This window comes from Kitasatospora sp. NPDC028961 (assembly GCF_055564815.1).
In genome coordinates, this window is the sequence record NZ_JBVHVO010000005.1 from 106,478 (window position 1) to 121,770 (window position 15,293).

General features: G+C 72.8%; 10 protein-coding genes and 1 riboswitch. Of the genes, 5 read left to right on the forward strand and 5 right to left on the reverse strand.

Annotated features, from left to right (window positions below; genetic code table 11):
* Positions 1 to 8: 8 nt before the first annotated feature.
* From ACZ4UX_RS12855 to ACZ4UX_RS12865, 3 genes are all read right to left on the reverse strand, one after another.
* Positions 9 to 1,070, reverse strand: coding sequence for a ferritin-like domain-containing protein (locus tag ACZ4UX_RS12855; protein ID WP_465706650.1), 1,062 nt, complete (start codon positions 1,068 to 1,070; stop codon positions 9 to 11).
* Between the two features lie 195 nt (positions 1,071 to 1,265).
* Positions 1,266 to 2,261, reverse strand: a complete 996-nt coding sequence (locus ACZ4UX_RS12860) for a ribonucleotide-diphosphate reductase subunit beta (protein WP_329492241.1) — start codon at positions 2,259 to 2,261, stop codon at positions 1,266 to 1,268.
* A gap of 35 nt (positions 2,262 to 2,296) precedes the next feature.
* A complete protein-coding gene (locus tag ACZ4UX_RS12865) occupies positions 2,297 to 4,702 on the reverse strand; it encodes a ribonucleoside-diphosphate reductase subunit alpha (RefSeq protein WP_465706747.1) in 2,406 nt (801 codons plus the stop codon).
* A 189-nt stretch (positions 4,703 to 4,891) separates the two neighbouring features.
* Positions 4,892 to 5,018, reverse strand: a riboswitch (cobalamin riboswitch).
* Positions 5,019 to 5,401: 383 nt separating this feature from the next.
* Here ACZ4UX_RS12865 and ACZ4UX_RS12870 point away from each other — a divergent pair.
* The 5 genes from ACZ4UX_RS12870 to ACZ4UX_RS12890 all read left to right on the forward strand — a co-directional run bounded on the left by ACZ4UX_RS12870 (position 5,402) and on the right by ACZ4UX_RS12890 (position 11,987).
* Complete coding sequence (locus ACZ4UX_RS12870) at positions 5,402 to 6,649, forward strand: hypothetical protein (RefSeq protein ID WP_465706651.1); 1,248 nt, start codon at positions 5,402 to 5,404, stop codon at positions 6,647 to 6,649.
* A 175-nt stretch (positions 6,650 to 6,824) separates the two neighbouring features.
* Positions 6,825 to 8,282 carry a glycoside hydrolase family 26 protein gene (locus tag ACZ4UX_RS12875; RefSeq protein ID WP_465706748.1) on the forward strand — a complete coding sequence of 486 codons (1,458 nt, stop codon included), beginning with the start codon at positions 6,825 to 6,827 and terminating at the stop codon, positions 8,280 to 8,282.
* Between the two features lie 149 nt (positions 8,283 to 8,431).
* Positions 8,432 to 9,238: a hypothetical protein gene (locus ACZ4UX_RS12880; RefSeq protein ID WP_465706652.1), complete on the forward strand. Its 807-nt coding sequence runs from the start codon at positions 8,432 to 8,434 to the stop codon at positions 9,236 to 9,238.
* Positions 9,239 to 9,309: 71 nt separating this feature from the next.
* Positions 9,310 to 10,761: a glycosyltransferase family 2 protein gene (locus ACZ4UX_RS12885; RefSeq protein WP_329489538.1), complete on the forward strand. Its 1,452-nt coding sequence runs from the start codon at positions 9,310 to 9,312 to the stop codon at positions 10,759 to 10,761.
* 26 nt (positions 10,762 to 10,787) lie between these two features.
* A complete protein-coding gene (locus tag ACZ4UX_RS12890; protein ID WP_465706653.1) occupies positions 10,788 to 11,987 on the forward strand; it encodes a glycoside hydrolase family 113 in 1,200 nt (399 codons plus the stop codon).
* Here ACZ4UX_RS12890 and ACZ4UX_RS12895 read toward each other — a convergent pair.
* On the reverse strand, positions 11,957 to 14,203 hold the full coding sequence (locus tag ACZ4UX_RS12895; protein ID WP_465706654.1) for an acyltransferase family protein: 2,247 nt from the start codon (positions 14,201 to 14,203) through the stop codon (positions 11,957 to 11,959). The two genes, ACZ4UX_RS12890 and ACZ4UX_RS12895, sit on opposite strands and share 31 nt — an antisense overlap.
* 182 nt (positions 14,204 to 14,385) lie before the next feature.
* Entirely contained in the window at positions 14,386 to 14,880 is a 495-nt protein-coding gene (locus ACZ4UX_RS12900) for a GNAT family N-acetyltransferase (protein ID WP_352293102.1), read from the reverse strand.
* Between the last annotated feature and the right edge of the window lie 413 nt (positions 14,881 to 15,293).

Sequence of the window (15,293 nt, forward strand, 5' to 3'; positions counted from 1 at the left end):
ACGGGTGCCTACCGCGGCACGAACAGCCACTCCGGCCCGTAGGTGAAGCGGGGGGCGGCGGGCAGCTTGACGTCGTTGATCTGCTGGGCGGTCCGGCGCATCTGGCCCATCTGCCCGATCGCCGGGCCGATCGAGTCGGGGCCGGCGTCGCCCCAGGCGCCTTCGAGGGCGTACAGCATGTCGCTGTAGTGCTGGTTGAAGGTCGCCAGGAGGGTGGCGGTGGGCTGGTCGGGCTCGTTGCCGGGGCTGTTGGCCCAGCCGCCCAGGGGGACCCGGGCGACCGGGGAGGTGTCCGGCAGCGGGACCTCCGGGCCGGTGAACCCGTACTTCTTCGTCCCCTCGTCGAGGACGAGCTTGCGGCCTTCGGCGATCTCCTTGAAGGCGTAGTAGTGGGCGAGTTCGCCCGGGGCGCCGGGGAAGGGGTTCTCCGGCGAGGCGTCCGTGCCCTCGCCCTGCGACTGGATGACGTGGATGGCGGCCAGCACGTCGTCGATGGTGTTCATCGGGACGATGTCGTTGCCGGCGCCGTGGCTCGACCCGAGCGGGAAGCTCACCTGCCGCTGCCCGGTGAGCAGGTGGGCGAAGGTGGGGAAGACGTTCGCGATCCGCTGGTAGAAGGCGCCGATGGTGTTGCCGTCGGCGGCGAAGGCGAGCGGGTGCTCGGGCTTCTCGATGTCGGAGAACAGGCCGGCCGACTCGCGGGTCAGCCCGCTCAGGTAGACCTCCAGGCCGGGGTTGACGCCGCCGGGGAGCTCACCCGGGTACTTCGGGACGGTGAGCGGGTCGGTGAGGACGACCGTGCCGCCGATGCTGGTGAGCATGTTGCAGACCAGACCGAAGTGCGACATCTCGTCGAAGACGATCTCGCGGATGGTGTGGCGCACCGGCTTGGAGTTGTCGGGGTCGGTGATCGACCAGAGCGCGGTGGCGTAGGGCGGGATCGTGGACAACTCCAGCATGATCGCCCGCTGGAGCGCGTCCTTGAGTTCCTGCTCCGTCCAGTCCTCCTCCGCCATGCTCATGAGCTGGACGATGGCGTCGCTCCGGTAGTCGAGGATTCCGGTCGGCACGGTGGGCCCCTTTCGTTCGGCTGTGGCCGGACCGTAGCGGGGGGCGGCACCGTCCGTATGCGTGCCGTTCCGGTGGGGCCCGGCGGTTTCATTCGGACGAGCGAACGACGCCGCCCCGCCGGGTGCGAACACCGGGCGGGGCGGCGGCTGTTGGCCGGGCCCCCGGAGGAGCGGGGCCGGGCGGGCCGGGCGGGCCTAGAAGTCGTCGTCGAAGGAGACCGAGCCCTCGACGGCGACCTGGTACGCGGAGACCCGGCGCTCGAAGAAGTTGGTCAGCTCCTGGACGTTCTGCAGCTCCATGAACCCGAAGGGGTTGGTGGAGCCGTAGCGGATCGGCAGGCCGAGGCGGGCGAGCCGCTGGTCGGCCACCGCCTGCAGGTACTCGCGCATGGACTCGGTGTTCATGCCGGGCAGGCCCTCGCCGCAGAGGTCACGGGCGAACTGGAGCTCGGCCTCGACGGCCTCCTCCAGCATCTCGGTGACCTGCTGGGCCATCTTCTCGTCGAAGAGGTCGGGCTCCTCCTCGCGGACGGTGTCCACCACCGACATCGCGAAGTCCATGTGCATGGACTCGTCCCGGAACACCCAGTTGGTGCCGGTGGCGAGGCCGTGCAGCAGGCCGCGGCTGCGGAACCAGTACACGTACGCGAAGGCGCCGTAGAAGAACAGGCCCTCGACGCAGGCCGCGAAGCAGATCAGGTTGAGGAGGAACGCCCGGCGGTCGTCCTTGCTCCGCAGCGAGTCGATGTGGTCGACCGCGTTCATGTACTTGAAGCAGAACTGGGCCTTCTGGTGGATGGAGGGGATGTTCTCCACCGCGGCGAAGGCCGCGTTGCGGTCCTCGGGGTCGGGCAGGTAGGTGTCGAGCAGCGTCAGGTAGAACTGGACGTGCACGGCCTCCTCGAACAGCTGCCGGGACAGGTAGAGCCGGGCCTCGGGGGAGTTGATGTGCTTGTAGAGGCTCAGCACCACGTTGTTGGAGACGATCGAGTCACCGGTGGCGAAGAAGGCGACCAGCCGGCCGATCATGTGCCGCTCGCCGTCGCTCAGCTTGGCGAGGTCGGCGACGTCGGAGTGCAGGTCCACCTCCTCGACGGTCCAGGTGTTCTTGATCGCGTCCCGGTAGCGGTCGTAGAACGACGGGTACCGCATCGGCCGCAGGGTCAGCTCGAAGCCGGGGTCGAGCAGCATCTTCTCGCGGTCGGGACGGGCTTCGGGGGTGGTGCTCACTGGCAGGCCTCGCAGGACTCGGGGTTCTCCAGGGAGCAGGCCAGCGCGGCCTCCTCCTCCGGGCTGAGGGTCGGGGACGCCACCGGCACCGGCGCGGCGGCGCGGGCGGTGCCCGAGGCGGCCTGGGCGATCCGGGTGGCGGGCCGCGACCGCAGGTAGTAGGTGGTCTTCAGACCGACCTTCCACGCGTACGCGTACATCGAGCTCAGCTTGCCGATGGTGGGCGCCGCCATGAAGAGGTTCAGCGACTGGCTCTGGTCGATGTACGGCATCCGGGCGGCGGCCAGGTCGATCAGCGCGCGCTGGGGCAGCTCCCAGGCCGTGCGGTACAGCGAACGGACCTCGGCGGGCAGCCAGTTGAGGTCCTGGACGGAGCCGTTGGCGTCGCGCAGCGCGTCCCGGGTCTGCTGGTCCCAGACGCCGAGCTCCTTCAGCTCGCGCACCAGGTACGGGTTGACCTGGAGGAACTCGCCGGAGAGGGTCTCGCGCTTGAACAGGTTGGAGACCTGCGGCTCGATGCACTCGTACACACCGGCGATCGAGGCGATCGTGGCGGTGGGGGCGATGGCGAGCAGCAGCGAGTTGCGCAGACCGGTCTCGGCGATCCGGGCGCGCAGCGCCTCCCAGCGGCCGGCCCAGTGCGGCGCGGCCGAACCGAAGTGGTCGATGTGCAGCTCGCCGCGGGCGGCGCGGGTCTCGCCGTAGGCCTCGTGGCGGCCCAGCTGCTCGGCCAGGTCGGCGGAACGCTCGTACGCGGTGAGCATGATGCGCTCGGCGATGAGGGTGGAGAGGGCCTTCGCCTCGGCGGAGTCGAAGTCCAGGCGGAGCTGGAAGAAGACGTCCTGGAGGCCCATCACGCCGAGGCCGACCGGGCGCCAGCGCGAGTTGGACGCGCCGGCCTCGGGGGTCGGGTAGAAGTTGATGTCCACCACGCGGTCGAGGAAGGTGACGGCGGTGCGGACGGTGGCGTCCAGGCGGTCCCAGTCCATCGCGTTCAGCAGGTCGGCGGCGGTGGCACCGGGGGCGACGTGGGCGCCGAGGTTGACCGAGCCGAGGTTGCAGACGGCGGTCTCGGAGTCGTCCGTGACCTCCAGGATCTCGGTGCAGAGGTTGGAGCTGTGCACCGTGCGGCCGGGCAGCGCGGTCTGGTTGGCGGCGCGGTTGGAGGCGTCCTTGAAGGTCATCCAGCCGTTGCCGGTCTGCGCCAGGGTGCGCATCATCCGGGAGTAGAGGGTCTGCGCCGGGATGGTGCGGACGGCCTTGCCGGCCTGCTCGGCCTTCAGGTACGCCTCGTCGAACTCGGCGCCCCAGAGGTCGACCAGCTCGGGCACGTCGGCGGGGGAGAACAGCGACCAGTCGGCGTTCGCGTTGACGCGGCGCATGAACTCGTCCGGGATCCAGTGCGCCAGGTTGAGGTTGTGGGTGCGGCGCGCCTCCTCACCGGTGTTGTCGCGCAGCTCCAGGAACTCCTCGATGTCCGCGTGCCAGGTCTCCAGGTAGACGCAGGCCGCGCCCTTGCGGCGGCCGCCCTGGTTGACCGCGGCGACCGAGGAGTCGAGGGTGCGCAGGAACGGGACGATGCCGTTGGACTTGCCGTTGGTGCCCCGGATCAGGCTGCCGCGCGAGCGGATCCGCGAGTAGGACAGGCCGATGCCGCCGGCGTGCTTGGAGAGGCGGGCGATCTGGGCGTACCGGGAGTAGATCGAGTCCAGGTTGTCCAGCGGCGAGTCCAGCAGGTAGCAGCTCGACATCTGCGGGTGCTTGGTGCCGGAGTTGAAGAGCGTCGGCGAGGAGGTCAGGTACTCCAGCCGGCTCATCAGGCCGTACAGCTCGGAGACCTCGCGCACCGACTGCTCGTTGTCGCCGACCGCCAGACCACAGGCGACGCGGAGCAGGAACTGCTGCGGGGTCTCGACGACCTTGCGGGTGATCGGGTGGCGCAGCAGGTACCGGGACTGCACGGTGCGCAGGCCGAAGTACTCGAAGCGGCCGTCGCCCGCGGGGTCGATCAGCGCGTTCAGGGCGGTGGCGTGCTTGGCGACGAAGTCGGCGGTGGAGTCGCCGATCAGGCCCTCGGCGTGGCCGACCGCGATCGAGTCCGAGAAGGTGACCGAACCCTGGCTCACCGCCTCGTCGACGATCTCCAGCGCGAGCAGTCGCGCGGCGAGCTTCGAGTACTGCGGGTCCTCGGCGATCATCGACGCTGCGGCGTCCACGGCCAGCCCGCGCAGCTCGGCGAAGTCCGAGCCGGCGTGGCGGCCGCGCAGCGCGGCGGCGGCGACATGGCCGGGGTCCACCTGGGGGAGGTCGGCGCTGCGGTCGGTCAGCAGCCGGAGCAGTGCGCCACCGGGGTCGGACACCGTCGGGTCGACGGGGGCGGAGCTGGAACCCTGGGCGGGCAGGGTGACTGAGGCAGCGGTGGTCAAGGCGCTCTCTCCTGGCGGCGATCGGCGTCGGCGGTGGCTCGGGCCGGACCGTTCGGGGCAGGGGAGCACGGCGCGCCGGCCCGGAGGCGGCGCGCGACGGTGGCATCCCCGGCCCGCCCGCGAGGCCCGGAAGTGGTGCTGGTGCGAAAGGCCTCTGCGGGGAGGCCAGGCGGCACGCCGTCGGCAGGTATTCGGACTCGCGGGCTCTGTCGGAGCCGCCCGCACACCGCTGCGGGGCAGTCCCGGACTCGCACCGGGTTCCCCTGCGTCGACAGCAGGGATGAGCATACATCTAGTGGTGTCCGCTCGATGCGACCCCACATGTTGTGCGGCGTCGCGTGTCGACGTGATCGCAGGTGGTACCGGCGAGAGGCCTTTCCCGGGCTGTTCCGGGGCCGTTCCGGGGCTGCGGCCGGCCCCCGGCCGCCCGCCGCGGGGGCCGGCGCCGGGGGCCGCCGCAGGGTCGTTCCAGGGCCTTCGCGGACCGCGGCGCAGGGCATCGCCGGGAGTGCCCGGGGCCCGGCCGGTGTTCGGATTCGGAAACGGATCGGCCACCGGGCAGGCCCGCCGTCAGGGGCATGCCCTACGATCTCGGCTCATGAGGGAGCGGAGCCAGCGAGTCGTCGACACCGACGTGATTCGCGGAGCGGCCGCCGAAGGCAGTGAGGGGGGCGCATGAGCGACGGAACGGGCACGCCCGGGGAGTGGAGCGGCCGACCCGGCTCGCCGGGGCAGCAGCCGCCCCCTCCCGCCGGGCCGGGTGGCGCGCAGAACCAGCAGCCGGGCACGCCCGGACAGCCGCCGCAGGGCCCGCCGCCCGCGCCGTACCCCGGCGCGCCGCAGCCGGTGCCGCCGGCCCCGGGCGGGTTCGGTCCGCCGCCCGCCTCGTACGGGCCGCCGGTGCCCGCGCCGCAGCCGGTCCAGCCGCCGGTGCCGTCCGTGCCGCAGCCGCCGCAGCAGGTCCAGCCGCCCGTGCCGCAGCCGGTCCCGCAGCAGCCGGCGCCGGTGCAGCCCCAGCCCCCGGTGCACCAGCAGCAGGTCCAGCCGCAGCCGCAGCAGTGGCAGCCGCAGCCCCAGCAGCACCCGCACCCGCACCCCCAGCCCGTGCCGCAGCACGCCGAGCCGGACTGGGCCGCCCTCGCGGACCGGAACGAGGCGGAGGCCAGGCGCAAGGGCCGGACGCGGATCATCGGCGGCGTGGTCACCCTCCTGGTGGTCGGCGGCCTGGTCGCCGGCGGCCTGCTGTTCCTGAACAAGGGCGACGACAAGAAGCCGGTCGCGGATCCCACCGGCGCCGCCACGGCGGCCACCCAGCCGCCGGCGCCCACGGCGTCCGGCAAGGCGTCCCCGACGGCCACCCCGAGCGCCACGCCCGAGGACCCGTCGAAGCCGCTCTGGGAGGCGACCACCGACCCGGCTCCGCAGGACGCGGCGGCGCTCTTCTCGGCGCTCACCGTGACGGTCAACGGCGCCACCTGGAACCGCACCGTGGTCTCGCTCGACTCGCCCTGCTGGGACGGCAACTCCACGGTCGGCGGCCTCGGCAAGGTCCTCGGTGACCAGGGCTGCCGCCAGGTGCTCCGGGCCACCTACGTCTCCGGCGACAGCGCGGTGACGGTCGGCGTCGCGGTCTTCGACCACAAGCAGCAGGCCGAGACCGCGGTGAAGAACTACGTCGGCCACCTCAAGGGCGCCGCGGCCCCCGGCTCGCCGGCGTTCTGCACCACCCCCGGCTGCACCAACACCAAGGGCACCCTGGGCCGGTACGGCTTCTTCACCGTCGAGGGCTCCGCCAAGGGCGGCAACACCGCGGACGCCGCCGCGACCGCGGCCGCCGGGGGCTTCGACGAGCACGTGAAGAACCAGCTCCTCCAACGCACCAAGGCGGCGGGCGGCGCACCGGCCGCCACCCCGGCGGGCTGACGGTCCGCCCGGTTCGGCCCGGTTCCGGCCGGGCCCGCCCCGGTTCGCGCCCGGCGGGTCCGCTCGCCCCGGCCCCGGGGGATGTGGCAGGCTCACCGCCTGTCAGTCGTACACGTGTTCCGGTTGTGACGGCGCAGGCCGGTGCCGGTGAGCATCCGGAGGAGTGTCCGTGGCCATGCCCCGCGCGCTGCGTGCCAAACCGGCCGTGCTGGCCGCGGCCGGCGCGCTGCTCGCCGCCGGCGCGGTGGTGCTGGCCGGCCAGGACGGCCGGGCCGACGGCGACCGCCGGGACGCGCCCGCCCGCAGCACGCTCACCCTGGGCGGCGCCGGGCGCACCCTGGCGCCGGAGGTCGGCCGCGAGCTGCTGGCCCGCGACCCGCAGGCCTCGCCCAACGCGCGGGCCGTCCAGCAGCTCCTCGCCGACCTGGAGAGCGCGGCCCGCGCCGGCCGCTCCGGCGGGACGGTGATCGGCCAGCACGTCGAGGCGCACAACGAGCTCTACAACCCCGAGTACGGGGACTACCGGGGGACCAAGCCGGTCGGCTACTACTACAAGAAGGCCGCCGACATCACCGGCCGGCTGCCCGGCTTCGTCGAGACCGACCTCGGCCCCGGCTACGGCCAGAACGGCTGGGGCGTCGGCAACCCGCGCTCCTACTCGGCGGGCCGCTGGCCGGCCTGCGCGGTCGGCTGGCAGTACACCGACGACGCCGTCGACCTGATGACCGCCGTCTGGTCCGGCCACCCGCGCCCGGAGGACGGCACCTACGGGGCGTCGGGCACCCGGAAGAACTGCGACGGCACCAGCACCGAGCTGCCCGACAACGGCGGCGGCCCGGCCGGACTGGTCGGGATGTCCTTCCACGAGCCGTACCCGGGCTCGGACGTGAAGTCCTTCGACCGGGTGCTCTGCTCGGCCTCGCCCGGCGCGAAGGACCCGGGCTGGTTCGGCCGGGTCGTCGACAGCGCCGGCGACACCCCCGAGTACCGCGCGCTGCTGACGGACCTCTCCTTCCTGGCGGACCACCTGGAGTACCTGGCGGCCCACGACGTGCCGGTGCTGCTGCGGCCGTACCACGAGATGAACGCGGCCGACTGCGCCCGCGGCTTCTGGTGGTCGGGCCGCAAACCCGCCGACTACCAGGCGCTCTGGCGGATCACCTACCACTACCTGGTGGAGACCAGGGGCCTGCACAACCTGCTGTTCGCCTGGACGCCGGTCTCCTGGGACGGCGCCCCGGGCGTCGATCCGTGGGACTACTACCCGGGCGCGCGGTACGTCGACGTGGTCGGGGTGGACGACTACAGCGGCAGCCCGGCGCACCCGATCGGCACCGGCGAGGTGTGGACCAAGCGCTACTACGACGGCCTGGCCGGCTACGGCAAGCCGCGGATCCTGGCCGAGTCCTTCGCCGTGCCGGTCAACTCCCGCCAGCCGGACACCCTGCGGCGGACCCCGTGGACGATCTGGACGGTCTGGGGGCAGTCGCTGACGGCGGACAACCTGACCCCGGACCAGCCCCGCAACTCCAACGCCGACGTCAAGGCCACCTACGGCAACGGCCTGGCGCTCACCGGCGGCTCCGGCCCGTTCGGCGCGGACGTCGACTGGAGCGGTCTGCACGTCCGGTGAACCGGCCGGCCTCCGCCGTGAGATCGACAACACCTCCGCACCCTCCTGAACCCGGGGAATTCCTGGTCCGTTCGCGCGTGTGGCATCCTGTGGCCCGGAATCGAACGGGTTGAAGCCGGGTGCGCCCGGCAGGGGCGGGGGTACGGGAGATGACACAGGCGCGTCCTGACCGTCCGGCCGGTGGCCTCGCGGTGGCCTGGGGGGCGGTGATGCTCGGCTGGGCGGTCTACAACTGCTTCTGGCAGGTCGGCTTCGCCACCTTCGCCAAGGGCGTCTTCTACTACGGCGGCTCCTCGGTGGGCGCCGAGACCGGCAGCCTCAACTTCGCGGTGCTGTACCTGACCTCCGGCATCCTGCTGCTGCGCGGGCGGGACTGGGCGCGCGGCGTGGTGGTCGGCGTGGCGCTGGTCGAGGGCTACAACCGGGTGCGCAGCCTGACCGGCGCGCTGCTGGACGCCCCGCAGCGCCGGTGGTTCACCGGCACCACCGAGGGCTGGCTGAAGCTGGCGACCTTCGGGCTCGGGGTGGCCGTCACCGCGACGCTGGCGGTGCTGCTGGTCGTCTCGCTGCGCCGGACCGGATCCCGCTGGACGCCGGCGCCGGGCCCGTGGGCGGCCGCCGGGCAGCCCTCGCCGTTCCAGCCGCTGCCCGTTCAGCAGGGGCAGCAGCCCGGCCAACTGCACTGGTCGCTGCTGCAGACGCTGCCGCAGGACCAGGCTCCCGGCCACCCGCCGACCCAGCCCCAGCAGCCCGCGCAGGCCTGGCCGCAGGCCCAGCAGCCTTCGTACCCCCAGCAGCCTCCGCACCCCCCGCACGACCGGACGCAGCCCGGCTGGACCCCGCCGCCGGCCGCCGTCCCGCCGCAGCCCCCGCAGCCCCAGCACTCGTGGCCGGCCCCGCCGGTGACGCCCGGGCCGGTTCCGCCGGCCCCGGGGGCGCCGCCCTACCCGGGGTAGCGAGCAGAACCCGCCGGCCCGGACCGGCGGGGTGAACGGACAGACGCAACAGACGAGGAACGACTTTCGCCATGACAGCACCAGCACCCGCGCGGACGGTACTCACCACGTCCCGCGAGGCCGCTCGGCTCGCCGACCGGCAGATGTCGTGGAAGCCGCGCATCGTCCCGTTCTACCTCTCGTTCGTGATCATCTTCGGCTTCTCGCTCTGGGCGTACGTGCCCAACCCGACCCCGCTCGGCTGGGCGATCACGATCCTCTGGGGCATGCCGGTCTTCGGCGTGCTGATCGGCTTCCAGGGTGTGCTGATGGTCCGCCGCCGGCTGCGCAAGGCGAACCGGATGACCCCGGCGGTGCCGGTCGACGACGACTACCTGATCGTCCTGGTGCCGACCATCGGCCGGCACGACACCTACCCGGCGCTGGAGCGCTCGGTGCTGTCGTACGTCGACCACCTGCCGGCCTACTTCCCGTGGATGCGGGTGGACATCCTCACCGAGGAGGGCTGCGCGGCCGGCGAGAAGATCGACGAGCTGGCCGCCCGCAACCCGCTGATCCGGGTGGTGACCGTCCCGAAGGCCTACCAGACGCCCAACGGAACCAAGTTCAAGGCTCGCGCCAACCACTACTCGCACGAGCTGCGGATCGAGGAGGGCGAGGCCGAGGACGACGTCTGGGTGCTGCACATGGACGACGACACCGGGGTCGGGCCGGACACCGCCGCCGCGGTGGCCCAGTTCATCAACCGGCAGCGCCGGGCCGGGGACGACGCCAAGCACATGGCCCAGGGGATCCTGACGTACCCCCGGGAGAACGCCGTCTCCACCTTCACCTGGCTCGCCGACGCGATCCGCCCGGCCGACGACATCGCCCGCTTCCGCGCGATGACCGGGACCGGGACGCCGATCGCCGGCGTGCACGGCGAACTGCTGCTGGTGCGCTCCTCGGTGGAGGCCACCATCGGCTGGGACTTCGGCCCCGACACCATCGTCGAGGACGCCCAGATGGCGCTCAACTTCTGCGTGCGCTACCCCGGCCGCAGCGACTGGTTCAACGGCCGCTGCTACGGCGCCTCGCCGGCCGGCCTCAAGGACTTCCTCAAGCAGCGCGAGCGCTGGGCCTGGGGCCTGGTGGCGCTCTGCTTCAACAAGAGCATCCCGCTGCGGTTCCGGCTGTTCATCGGGATGGGCATGGTCAGCTGGGTGCTCGGACCGCTCCAGCACGTCGGCCTGGTGCTGCTGATCGCCTGGTTCACCGGGACGATGAACACCTCGCCGGTGACCCAGTCGGTGGTGCTGATCTGGTCGATCAACTTCGCCTACGTGATCTGGACGTACTGGGAGGGCCTGCGCCTGAACGTGGTGGGCTCGGCCGACCACCGGCGCAAGTGGTGGGAGCCGATGGCGGTGGTGGCGGCCATCCCGCTGTTCTCCCTGCTGGAGGGCTGGGGCGGGATGCGGGGACTGATCAAGTTCCTGCGCCGCGAGGAGAACAAGTTCGTCGTCATCGCCAAGCCGGCCTGACCGGCGACCAGGGACTGCTGCCAGATATGAAACGCTTCGTCATCTTCATCCTGCCGACCGTCGTGCTCGGCCTCACCGTGGGCGTGCCGATCGTCTGGGGCGACCACCCGATCAAGTTCGACCACAAGCGCCCGACCGAGGTGCACTGGGCCGGTGCCCCGGCCGAGCAGGGCCGGGTCTGGGGCTTCGGCAAGGACGCGCCGCCGGAGGACACCGGGCCCAAGGTGGCCCGGCCGTGGGCGAAGGGCAGCCCGGAATGGGGCGTCCAGGTGTACTGGCTGGACGACCCGGCCGACCCGGAGAGCTTCGTCCAGGGCAAGGCGGACCGCATCGTCAAGTACGTGGTCGGCCTGAACGCCAACGCGCTCTCGGTGTCCTTCCCGTTCTACACGGTGGGCAGCAAGTCCAACGCGGTCGCCGCCCGGCCGACCACCCCGAGCCCGGACCGGCTGGCGATCCTGCTGGACACCGCGCACCGGGCGGGCCTGCGCACCACCGTCCGGCCGATCCTGGACGAGGAGTCGCTGAAGCCGGCCAACAACGGCTGGCGCGGCAACATCGCCCCCACCGACCGGGACGCCTGGTTCGCCAGCTACGCGGCCTTCCTGGCGCCCTACCTGAAGGCGGCCGAGGAGCACGACGCGACCGAGTTCACCATCGGTACCGAGTTCAACTCGCTGGAGGCCGACCCGCACTGGGCCCCGCTGGTCGAGCAGGCCGGGAAGACCTTCCACGGCGAGGTGGCCTACGACGCCAACTGGGACAACTGGTCCAAGGGCGCCGTCGCGGTGCCGACCGGGCGCACCGGCGTCGACGCCTACTTCCCGGCCAAGTCGGCCGGGGACGACGCCACCGCGGCCGACCTGGCGGCCAGCTGGAACAGCTGGCTGGACAAGCGCGGCAAGGGCCCGCAGCCGACCACCAAGCTGACCGAGGTGGGGATCCCGGCCCAGAAGGGCGCCTACAAGACGCCCGGTGACTTCTACACCAAGCGCGAGCTCAACGAGCCCGTGCAGGCGACCTGGTTCACCGCGGTCTGCCAGGTGGCGCAGGAGCGGAAGCTGGCCGGACTGTACTTCTGGTCGCTCTACTTCGGCATCGACCCGACCCTGCCCACCAACCAGGACACCCCGCGGATGGACTTCGCCGGGCGCCCCGCCTCCGAGCAGGCGATCCGCGACTGCTTCGCGCAGACCTACGCCGTCCCGGAGGGCACAGCCGGCTGACCGGCCGGCGGGGTCGCCGCCCGGCTCGGGCCGGTGGTGGGCTTGCGGGACGGCGTGGTGGTGGGCTTGTGGGACGGGGTCGTCGAGTGGCTCGGGGACGGCTGCTCGGTCGGGGTGGCCTGTTCGGTGGCCGGCGGGGCGGTCGGCGTCACCGGGGCGGTCGGTGTGGGCTGGGGGGCCGGCGCGTCCGGCGGCCGGACCCCGGCCAGCGCGTCCGCGATCTGCTGCTCCAGCCACGGCGTCACCAGCCGCATGCCGGCCGGCGTGAGGTGGACGCCGTCGGTGGCGGGGGAGACCAGGTGGCCGTCCCGGTCCTTCCAGAGGCAGTTGCCGCCGGGGCAGTAGAAGGCGTTCAGGTCGAGCAGCTGGACGGCGCCGCCGGAGGCCTTCACGAAGTCGCCGACCTGCTGGTTGTAGCAGGTGCCCCAGGCCTTGCTGATCGCGCCGTTCTGCACCCGCTCGTTCATCAGCAGCACCCGGGCGCCGTGCGCGCGCTCGCGGACCAGGTCCGTCGCCTGGGTGAGCTGGGCGGTGTACCGGGTGCGGTAGTCCTCGTCGCAGGGGTTGAGCCAGCTGCCGTCCAGGTACTGCTCGGCGGCGTCCCAGCCGAGGTGCAGGACGACCGCCTGCGCCTGGACGCCGTCCAGGCTCTTCGCCCAGAGCGCCGTGCGGTCGCGGCAGTCGTCCGTGGTGTCGAACTCCACCCGGGAGGTGCCGCGGACCTTCTCGGAGCCGAACACGCCGCAGCCGCTGATGCCGCCGTCGACCACCCGGAAGCGGTCGCCGTGCCGGTACAGGCCGGTGGCCAGGTCCTCGGAGAAGGAGTCGCCGAGGGCGAGTACCAGCGGCTTGTCGGCGGAGCCGCCGCGCATGTCGTGCTCGACCCAGGCGGGCAGGTACCAGGCGCCGGCGGTGGCCGTCAGCGCGGCGGTGGCCAGCAGCGGGATGGTCGGCAGCGGTCGCCAGCGCAGCACCCGCAGCCGCTCGGTTCCGGTGTGCAGCAGCCAGGCCAGCACCCAGGAGACGGGCGCGCCGATGGCCAGCAGCAGCGCCGGCGAGATGTCGTCGACGAACCGCTGGAGCAGCCAGTAGACCGGCAGGTGCAGCAGGTAGAGGCTGTAGGAGATGGTGCCGGTGAGCCGCAGCGGGGGCAGTGCGAGGAGCCGGACCAGCGGACCGCGGTCGTGGCAGAGCGAGGCAGCGAGGACGGCCGAGAGCACCGCGACGCCGGCCAGCCCGCCCCGGTACAGCCAGGGCTCGTGGTAGTTGTCCACGCTGAGGCTGGCCCAGACCAGGCCGCCCAGCGCGAGGGTGCCGACCACGGTGGGCAGCACCGTGCTCCCCGCCCCCGGACGGCCGGGCGAACGCCGCTGGGCCCGGGAGCCCGTCTCCGGACCCTCCTGGACCGTGCGGCGCAGCCGCAGGTAGACCACGAAGGCGGCGGCGGCGCCGGCCGCGAAACCGACCGCGCGGGACTCGGTGCCCAGGTAGAGCCGGTCGCTGTTGGAACCGTTCCACATCAGCGGGGCGACGGCGGCGGCGCCGGCGAACAGCACACCGGTCACGAGGCCCGCGGCCTTGAGCGAGCGGCGGCAGACGGCGTAGATCAGCAGCAGGAGCAGCGGCCAGACCACGTAGAACTGCTCGGTGATGCTGAGCGACCACATCGCGGCCAGCGGGTCGATGCCGGCGAAGTGCTGCCAGTAGGCGTCACCGCGCTCCAGCTGCGCCCAGTTGGCGACCTGCGCCAGCGCGGCCAGCGCCTGCGGGCGCAGCTCCTTCACGTCCTTGAGCGGGCTGAGCAGGGCCGAGACGAGGACCACCAGGAGCACGGTGACCAGCAGGCCGGGCAGCAGCCGCTTGGCCCGGCGGCGGTAGAAGACGCCGAGGGCGATGCCGTCGGTGCGGTCCAGCTCCCGGATCAGGACCAGGGTGACCAGGAAGCCGGAGAGGACGAAGAAGGCGTCCACGCCGAACAGGCCGTTCTGGAACCAGTTGGTGTGGTAGAGCAGCACGGAGGCGATGGCGAGGCCGCGCAGGCCGTCCACCGCCTTGAAGCGCACCGACGGCGGCACCGGCCGCCGGGGGGCGGGCGGCTCCGCGGGGATCGCGTACCGGCTGCCGCGCGGCGCGGGGATCCCGCGCGCCTCGCGCATGTCCTGCAGGGTGGGTCCGCTCGCCGCGGAGGGCGCGCCGATGCCGGGCCCGTCGTACATGAGGTGCTGCTCCTCTGATCGATGGGCTACCACGACGTGTCTCGATCAGAGGTTTATATCAAAAGAGCGGCCTGATCGTTCGTCGGCCGCCGGGGCAGCCGGCCGATCCGGTCCCCGGCCCGCCGCTCCGCCGCCCCCTGACCGGCGGGCCGGCCCGCGGCCGGACCGCCCCCGGTGGGCCGTCAGAAGGCCATGCTGTAGACCATCAGGTCCATCCCCGGGTACGGCGCCCAGTCGCGTTCCGGGGTCCGGCGGAAGCCGATCCGCTCGTAGATGCGGTGGGCGGTCGTCATGTCGGGGCGGGTGGAGAAGGCCATCCCGGCCAGGCCGAGTTCGCGGCTGCGGGTCAGGGCGGCGCGCACCAGGCTCTCGCCGACGCCCCGGCCGCGGGCGGCCGACGCGGTGGCGAGCATCCGGATCTCGCCCTCGTCCGGGGTGGCGATGTCGGCCCACTCGGTGCCGCCCACGGCGAAGGTCACGCAGCCGAGCACCCGTCCTTCGGCCGCGTCGACCGCGACGAGGAGCTCGGCCTCCCGGGCCCGGCGGGCGGTGTCGCGCAGGAGGTCGACGTACTGGCTCTCGGGCGAGGTGTAACCGTCGCCGACGAAGGCCTCGACGGTGACGTGGCCGGCTGCTTCGAGGTCCGCTTCGCGGGCCGGGCGGATGACGATGTCCATCCGGTCAGTGTGCCGGAGCCGCGTCCGGCGGCGGGCGCCGGGGCGGCCGCCCGCGGACCGGTGGCGGCGGCCGCCGCGGGGCCGGCGACGGCAGGGGTGGTGGTGGCGGCCGGGTCGGCGTCGGGGCGCAGCGAGGCGGCCGGCATGGTGCCGTAGAGCCGGTCGGGCAGCGCCGGGTCGACGGGGTACCCGCCGGGCCGGTGCCAGTTGTCGCGGCCGGTGGCGGCGCCGCGGGCCACGTCGCGCCCGATCAGGGTGCCGAGCAGTCCGAAGCCGCCGACGGTCCCGACCAGGGCGAGTGCACTTGCGAGCGTGTCGGAGTCCATGGCTCCACTCTCGCGGCGCGGCAGGCCGGCCACGAGTGGCAGGAATGCCCGATCCCATCGAAATCCTGCCACCCGGGCCCTTCCCCG

Bases quoted from the DNA above. Each gene is read 5' to 3' on its own strand.
- ACZ4UX_RS12895 (WP_465706654.1), bottom strand. From the start codon at position 14,203: ATGTACGACGGGCCCGGCATCGGCGCGCCCTCCGCGGCGAGCGGACCC.
- ACZ4UX_RS12885 (WP_329489538.1), top strand. From the start codon at position 9,310: ATGACAGCACCAGCACCCGCGCGGACGGTACTCACCACGTCCCGCGAG.
- ACZ4UX_RS12880 (WP_465706652.1), top strand. From the start codon at position 8,432: ATGACACAGGCGCGTCCTGACCGTCCGGCCGGTGGCCTCGCGGTGGCC.
- ACZ4UX_RS12875 (WP_465706748.1), top strand. From the start codon at position 6,825: ATGCCCCGCGCGCTGCGTGCCAAACCGGCCGTGCTGGCCGCGGCCGGC.
- ACZ4UX_RS12860 (WP_329492241.1), bottom strand. From the start codon at position 2,261: ATGCTGCTCGACCCCGGCTTCGAGCTGACCCTGCGGCCGATGCGGTAC.
- ACZ4UX_RS12890 (WP_465706653.1), top strand. From the start codon at position 10,788: ATGAAACGCTTCGTCATCTTCATCCTGCCGACCGTCGTGCTCGGCCTC.
- ACZ4UX_RS12900 (WP_352293102.1), bottom strand. From the start codon at position 14,880: ATGGACATCGTCATCCGCCCGGCCCGCGAAGCGGACCTCGAAGCAGCC.
- ACZ4UX_RS12870 (WP_465706651.1), top strand. From the start codon at position 5,402: ATGAGCGACGGAACGGGCACGCCCGGGGAGTGGAGCGGCCGACCCGGC.